This window comes from Natrinema soli (assembly GCF_028618695.1).
The window spans coordinates 1-6498 of record NZ_JAQIVI010000508.1; the positions used below are offsets into that span (position 1 = coordinate 1).

Sequence of the window (6498 nt, forward strand, 5' to 3'; positions counted from 1 at the left end):
CGCCGCGGTCGGCGTACCGGCGTTCGAGGCCGTTCGATCTGACGACGATCCGTGCGGCCGCTCGATCGGCGAGCGCTTCGATCGCCGTTCGACGGCAGGCGGTCGCGTTCTCGAGGTCGCCGTCGCAGTCGGTCGCGTCGAGAACGAGCGTCTCGTCGTCGAACGATGCAGTACAGTCACACGACGAGGCAGTGTCGGTTCGACTCCCGAACACGCCGCCGAGGGGCAGGTCGTCGATGACCGATCGAAGGCGCGTGGTCCCGTCCGGAGACATACCGGTGCTGGCAGCGGCATCCATTTTAAACTCGAGCACGGGTGGCGACGACGATCGGCGTTCGGTTCTCGTCAGCTCGGAGCGATAACACGAGTTGCACCTCACCGGCTCCGTCGAGTTCGACCGATTCGTTGCCGTGTGGGTCGTTCCAGACCACTGGTTCGTCGATCACCCCCGTCCGCGTCGTTCCGTCCGCGAGAACGTACCGGACGGAGCTGTACCGTCCGGTTTCCGCCACAGTGATCTCGAAGTGAGCGACGGCGTCGGTCGTGAGCGATCCTCGAGGCAATCGCACGTCGACGACTCGCCTGGGGTTCGGATGGTCGTCGGGAGAGATCTCTTCCGTTTCCACGAGGGACGTCGCCGCATCGTCGATCGCCGCGATGCTCGTTTCGACCTGCCGTTGCGTGTTCAGCGATGCACCCCGCTCGATCGCCGGGACGGCGAGTACGATGAGGGCGATCGCGAGCAGCACGGCGACGACGATCCGGATCACGGGAGCTTCGACCGAAGGAACTCTACTACGCCGCCTCCGGGTTCGTCGTCCTCGCTCGACGCCGCCCCCTCGTTCGACGCGGATCCCTCGCTCGAGCGGTCGCCGTTCGCCGGGTTCGCGAGCCGACAATCGATCGCGTCCTGTGTGGCCCGCCGTCCGCTCCAGGTGCTATCGGCGCTCGTCGCCGTCGAGTCCGCTCGATCGTCGGAACCGGGCCCGTCCTGTCGGTTCGGGCTCTCGCCTTCGCCGGTCGGTGCTGCGACGATCTCCGTTGCAGTCTGCTCGACGGAGCGCGAGCCATCGGCTTGCTCGTTCGCATCGATCGACGGTAGTGCCCCGCGACCGTATCCATCGGTGGCCGAGTCGGGAGCCGCGGCCGTCTTCCCTCGGATCCCCGCTCCGTCGCTATCGGACGGTTCCTCTCCGCCGTCGGCCGTCTTAGTTCCACGTTCGAGCGCGCCGCCGTCTCGATCGGTGGGGACAACCCTACCAACGCCGGAATCGCCGGTATCGCGAGAGTCGACAACGCGCTCGAGTTCGTCGATGCGGTGCTCGAGCCGATCGACGGCTGCGACGGCCCCGTTAGCCCGTCGTTCGACGGCCTCGTTGACTGATTCGACGGAACCGACGAGTCCGTCGAGCGCGTCGATCCGTCCCTCGAGATCGGCGATCCGTTGCTCGTGCGTGTCGATCCGTTCGGTGAGAGCCGCGAGGTCCTCGGTGAGGGACGCGGCGTTGCCGACGGCGGCCAGTTCGAGGTCGCCGTCGACGACCGCGCGTTCGACGGTCGACAGCCGCCGTTCGATGCGTTCGATATCGCTCATGGAGAGCGTTGCCGCCCCTTCCCATTTAAACTCTGATCCGGATCGGGTTCGAATCGGCGAGTCGGGTTCGAATCGGCGAGTCGGGTCCGGATCGGCGAATCGGGTTCGGATCGGCATTTCGACCGGTCGCGTTCGTCGACTGTCACGCACCTCGGCTCGATCGCGTCTACTGGCGGCTATAGTAGCCACTGAAATCAGCGTCCACCTAATCGCGCGATAGCGTTGCGATCAGTGTGTGAATCGTTTCAGTGGGTACGAGAGTAATGCGGCGATCTGTTGGCACGTTCGGACGAATCGGTTGCCTAATTGCGGCTCCCCATCGTTTCGATCGGTAAACCGCTCGTTCACTGCGGGCGATTCCATTGAATCAGTCGCAATTGGTCGAAACGGCCGGATCGGTATTTGCGTCGTCGCCGAGAATACGTAACTCCCCCAATGGCGAACCCACCCTCCCTCACCGACCGCCGGTCCGCCGACTCGAGCCCGTCGAGCGAACGCCGTGACGACGAGCACGGCGCGCTCGAGCGAGCGACACCGGGGCTCGCCACGCCGATCCGCGCCGCGGGATTCTGGACGGCGATCGCAATGCCGATTCTGTACGTCCCCGTGCTCGCGACCGGGTTGTCGTCCTCGTTCGACGGACTCCTGTTTCTCGGCTTGCTCCTCGGCAACCTCCTCGCGCTGTACGTCGGCCACGCGCATCGACGGTAGCGGCGCGCGGCTCACTCGCTCGAGCCTCGCGATCGAACGTGGCCGAACTCCCGTCGGATCGCCCGTCGTTTGACGAGGCAGAAACCGACCGCGATGAGCCCGAATCCGAGCAGCGTCGCCGTATCGACCACTTCGCCGAGATAGAGCCAGCCGACCACCGCGGTGACGATCGGTGCGACGTACGAGACCATATTGATCTCGACGGCCCCCAGTCGCTCGAGCAGGTCGAAGTAGACGAGAAAACCGATCGCGCTCGCGCCCAGCGAGAGGTAGGCCAGCGCGCCGATCGCCTCAGGGCGGATCCACGCGGCCGGCTCGAGCGGTTCGCGGATCGCGACGCTGACGAGGTGCAACATCAGCGTGCCGCCGAGCATCGACCAGGCCTCCATCGTCTCGATCGGCAGGGAGGTGTCGAAACGGCGGGTGAGGACGCTGCCGAGCGCGAACGCCGCCGCAGCGCAGAAAACGAGCCCCTTCGCCACGATGCCGGTCGCGAGTAGATTTGACGGATCCGGCCGAACGATGACCGCGACGCCGGCGAGGCCGACGACGACGGCGACGACGCCGACCGGGGAGAGGGCGTCTGCGGGGACCAGCGCTCGAGCGAACCCGGTGCTCAGAACCGGCGAGAGACTCACCAGGATAGCGGCGGCGGCCGCCGTGGTGTGCTGCTGACCGACGAACAGGAAGGCGTGGTAGGCCGCGATCAGGAGCACGGCGCCGACGGCGACCTGTCGCCACTCGGCCCCGTTACGAGGTCGCCACCGATCGACGGCGACCGCGGCGTAACCGAGCATCACGACGCCGGCGACATCGTAGCGCAACGCCGCGAACAGGACCGGCGGGATATACGAGAGCCCCGCACTGATCGCGACGAACGCCGCGCCCCATAGCGTTGCGAGCGTCAGAAAGAGACCGATAGTTCGATATCGAGACACGGTGGCTGTCTCGGGAGAAATCTCCTATGCGTTTCGATTCGAAACGGCTCTCACGAGTCGCCGGCGAGTTATCTCCGTCGCGGTCGGAAAACGCGATCTACAGATACCGGAACACAGACGCCTCAGGACCGCCGGCTTTCGGTGCGGGATCTTCCGGCCCTTAGAGCGGCGGCCGTTCGCGGATCTCGGGTTCGTCCTCGGTCTGCCGGAACTGCTCGAGGAGGGGTTTGATGTCCTCGAATCCCTCTGCCAGCACGATGTCGCCGCTTCGCAGGTCGTACTCGATGATGTCGTAATCCTCGAGCCGCGGCAGGTGGTTGTGGACGAGGGAGACGTAGACGCGCTGTCTGACCTCCTTATCGACCGCGCCGGCGTGAACGTCGAGCTCCCAGGCGGCGACCTGTGCGACGAGATCCTCGAGGTTCGCCGTTCGGTCGTCCGCCAACTGGTAGAGCAGGTACCGCCGTTCGGATTCCGCGAGGAGAGAGCACGCCGCTTCCATCCGACTGGCGTTCGTCTGGTTCATACCTTGACCAAGTACCAAGCGGTATTACACCTACGGCCAACACAGATAGGGTCCGAACCGATCGGTCGAAACCGGAACCCCCTCTGGTCGGCAGTTCGGCTGTTTCAGCCACCAAATACCCAAACTAGTCCATTTAAGCTGACCTTCACAATCAGTTGATTTTCCCGAGAGATGCGTACCGATACGACGTCGAACGGCTGACTCCCATGTGAAACAGTGTCATCTGTTACCACGGGCGGTATCGTTAAGTGTACAAATAACCTACGCGTTGACATGGCCGCTCACGGCCGGCCCGCACTGCGGGACTTGTTCGACGAGTCGCCCACGCCCCACATTGCCCACCCCCCGCGGACCCACCATCGTGATTTCTACGTCGCAACCGACGGGTCCTTCCGGGACGCTGGCGGTGGGTTGGGTGCCGTTATCGAAACGCGCGACGGCACGCGCGTCGCACGCGTCGCGACCGCGGATACGCCGCCGGACAACAACGTCGCCGAGTATCGGGCGTTGCATCTCGGACTGGACGTCCTCGCCGCTCGAGCGCCGCGAGACGCCGCCGTCGGCGTCCTCATCGACCACGACGCGCTCGCCAGCAACGTCAACAACGCCATCCTCGCGACCCAGCACCCCGACGGGAAATCGCCCCGTCCGGTCACCGTCCCGACCGCGACGCAGTATCACTGGCGCGGCATCCAGGCCCGACTCAACGGGTTCGACGAGGTCCGAGCCGCCCGCATCGACAGCGATCAGAACCCCGCACACCCCCTCGCGAACACGCCGGAACGGTACTATCACGTCAATCGGGAACCCGATCGCTGCGTCCTGCCCGAAACGCCGGAGCCGACCACGGCCGAGTTCCCGCCGCCGTCCAGAAACGGCGGCAACGGCGGCAACGGCGGTCGCGCCTCGGACTGATCACGGGCCGGCGACCGTGATTCCGGAGGCGGGACCGCACGGAACCGTCATCGTTTTCTCACCGCTCGAGAGAGTCGTCTCCGATGAGCCTTCGCGTCGCGGTCGCCGCCCCGTTCATCCAGCACGGCGCGCGTCGCCTCAAGGAAAACGAGGTCGTCGTCGCTCTCTCGCTCGATCGGGACTGGTTCTCCCCCGATCAGGCCAAACGGCTGATCGACATCGCCACGCAGGAAGGGCTCCTCGAGCGCGGTGACGACGGCCTTGAGGTGACCTTCGATCCCGCCACGGTAACGGTACCCGAGGAGTTCGCCCCGAACGAGGACCTCCTGCAAGAGCGCTCCGCGTTCGAACGCGTGCTCGATTCGCTGGTCGCCGAGGGAGTCGAGAAACACGAGGCCGTCGGTGCGATTAACACCCTCCAACAGGAACTCGGCCTGAGTATCGAGGCCGCCGCGGTCATCTACGCCCGACGGGAGGGCCTCGCGGTCGACGAGCTGGTCCCGATCGCTCGGACGGCCGTCCTCGACACCGAAGACGGTTAATCCCGCCGCCCCGACCGACCGGTATGGTCGAGGATCGGATCACCGACGGCCGCCGGATCGCCGAACTCCTCTCGAGCGAACTCGACGGCCGCGAGGACGGCGAACTCGCACACGTTGCAGTGACCAACCCGAATCGCGACGTCGAACCGACGGCCGACGGCGCTCGCGCCTACGACGTCACTCGTCACGACGAGCGGATCGCTCGCGCGTTCGTTCACGAAGACAGGGCGCACCTCGAGTTCGAGGCTGGGCAAGACGTCGCGGCCGAGGCGGCAGCCGACGTGGATCTTCGGGTCCGGCCGAAGGCAACGCAGCCGCCGAAAACGCTCGTCTTCGTCGAGAGCGGGGCCGAGGTCAAACGAGCCACGGACGTGTTACAGGCGGTGAGCCGACGGCTCGAGGAACCCGACGCGTAGGACCGATATCTCCTGATCGATTATTCCTCGAGCGGTGGCGCGCGCTGTCGGCCGCCCTCGCTAGCACTCGGTCGGCCGACACCATTGCGCGAGGGATGAGCGATCGAAGTGAGCGAATCGGCTGGGGAGGGCGTGGTGATTCCCTGTTGCCACGATAGCAGGACCCGTTGTCTTACTCAATTCCATTGAAATACACATTCCATACACGTACCGACACATCGGCTGATTAGATTTGGTGAAATAACCGTCTGAGAGTCTATAACGACTTCTACTGGCACCTAGGAGGGCCTCACCCTCCCCAGCCGATTCGCTCGTTCGCTATGCTCACTCGCTCATCCCTCGCGCAACGTCGTGCCGCGGTTCATTGGCATTCACCGCGGCCCAGCGCGCGCCACCGTAGGTGATACCCGGTCTGGTACGATACCCGTCCCTCTCCTGTATTGATCGATTCTGTGGAGAGCACAATGGTGCCGATGGAAAAACACCCTTCAGGGTAAGGAGGATCTCACAGGGGCCGTTTCACTCGAGCGCCGCGAGAACGTCCGGAAGCGCCGATGCAATCTCCCGCTGCTCGACGTGGGCGCTCGCGCGCGAATCGGGCTCGGGACCGTCCTCGAGCAGCACCTGAATCGCTCGCAGCCCCGCCTCGGTCGCGCCGCGAACGTCGGCCTCGACCTCGTCCCCGACGTAGACCGAATCGGCGGGATCGACGCCCAGTTCGCCGGTAATCGCCTCGAACGCGCGCGGATCGGGTTTCCCAGCCTCGAGTTCGCCCGTCACGAGCGCGGCGTCGAAGGCGTCCTCCCAGCCCAGCGTCTCGAGTTTGTCGCGCTGGGCGCGGACGGGGCCGTTGGAG

Annotated in this window: 9 protein-coding genes and 1 pseudogene; 4 read left to right on the plus strand and 6 right to left on the minus strand. The window is 65.3% G+C overall.

Translation table 11 applies throughout. The features are described from left to right. The 3 genes and pseudogenes from PGX04_RS25355 to PGX04_RS25365 all read right to left on the minus strand — a co-directional run. Positions 1-274: pseudogene (locus PGX04_RS25355) on the minus strand (type II secretion protein); the annotation flags it as partial. A gap of 25 nt (positions 275-299) precedes the next feature. Then, entirely contained in the window at positions 300-770 is a 471-nt protein-coding gene (locus tag PGX04_RS25360) for a DUF7311 family protein (RefSeq protein ID WP_273741035.1), read from the minus strand. Next, positions 767-1594 carry a DUF7310 family coiled-coil domain-containing protein gene (locus tag PGX04_RS25365; protein WP_273741036.1) on the minus strand — a complete coding sequence of 276 codons (828 nt, stop codon included), beginning with the start codon at positions 1592-1594 and terminating at the stop codon, positions 767-769. The genes PGX04_RS25360 and PGX04_RS25365 overlap by 4 nt, the downstream gene beginning before the upstream one ends. 435 nt (positions 1595-2029) lie before the next feature. Between PGX04_RS25365 and PGX04_RS25370 the strand changes: the two genes are divergently transcribed. Next, entirely contained in the window at positions 2030-2305 is a 276-nt protein-coding gene (locus tag PGX04_RS25370) for a DUF8028 family protein (protein WP_273741037.1), read from the plus strand. 11 nt (positions 2306-2316) lie between these two features. Here the strand turns inward: PGX04_RS25370 and PGX04_RS25375 are convergent, their stop codons facing one another. Beyond that, on the minus strand, positions 2317-3243 hold the full coding sequence (locus tag PGX04_RS25375; RefSeq protein ID WP_273741038.1) for a DMT family transporter: 927 nt from the start codon (positions 3241-3243) through the stop codon (positions 2317-2319). A gap of 160 nt (positions 3244-3403) precedes the next feature. Continuing rightward, the gene (locus PGX04_RS25380; protein ID WP_273741039.1) at positions 3404-3769 is read right to left on the minus strand and encodes a DUF7344 domain-containing protein; all 366 of its coding nucleotides are present in this window, start codon (positions 3767-3769) and stop codon (positions 3404-3406) included. Positions 3770-4042: 273 nt separating this feature from the next. Between PGX04_RS25380 and PGX04_RS25385 the strand changes: the two genes are divergently transcribed. The 3 genes from PGX04_RS25385 to PGX04_RS25395 all read left to right on the plus strand — a co-directional run bounded on the left by PGX04_RS25385 (position 4043) and on the right by PGX04_RS25395 (position 5642). Next, entirely contained in the window at positions 4043-4684 is a 642-nt protein-coding gene (locus PGX04_RS25385; RefSeq protein WP_273741040.1) for a ribonuclease H family protein, read from the plus strand. Positions 4685-4767: 83 nt separating this feature from the next. Further along, positions 4768-5226 (plus strand): DUF2240 family protein, encoded by a 459-nt coding sequence (locus PGX04_RS25390; protein ID WP_273741041.1) that lies wholly within the window; start codon positions 4768-4770, stop codon positions 5224-5226. Between the two features lie 23 nt (positions 5227-5249). After that, on the plus strand, positions 5250-5642 hold the full coding sequence (locus PGX04_RS25395) for a DUF7993 family protein (protein ID WP_273741042.1): 393 nt from the start codon (positions 5250-5252) through the stop codon (positions 5640-5642). Between the two features lie 519 nt (positions 5643-6161). Here PGX04_RS25395 and PGX04_RS25400 read toward each other — a convergent pair. Further along, positions 6162-6498, minus strand: a 337-nt coding sequence (locus tag PGX04_RS25400; RefSeq protein WP_273741043.1) for an HAD family hydrolase, incomplete at its 5' end; no start/stop codon positions are given.

Excerpts from the sequence above, each read along its gene's own strand:
- PGX04_RS25365 (WP_273741036.1), bottom strand. The coding sequence starts at position 1,594 with ATGAGCGATATCGAACGCATCGAACGGCGGCTGTCGACCGTCGAACGC.
- PGX04_RS25370 (WP_273741037.1), top strand. The coding sequence starts at position 2,030 with ATGGCGAACCCACCCTCCCTCACCGACCGCCGGTCCGCCGACTCGAGC.
- PGX04_RS25380 (WP_273741039.1), bottom strand. The coding sequence starts at position 3,769 with ATGAACCAGACGAACGCCAGTCGGATGGAAGCGGCGTGCTCTCTCCTC.
- PGX04_RS25385 (WP_273741040.1), top strand. The coding sequence starts at position 4,043 with ATGGCCGCTCACGGCCGGCCCGCACTGCGGGACTTGTTCGACGAGTCG.
- PGX04_RS25390 (WP_273741041.1), top strand. The coding sequence starts at position 4,768 with ATGAGCCTTCGCGTCGCGGTCGCCGCCCCGTTCATCCAGCACGGCGCG.
- PGX04_RS25395 (WP_273741042.1), top strand. The coding sequence starts at position 5,250 with ATGGTCGAGGATCGGATCACCGACGGCCGCCGGATCGCCGAACTCCTC.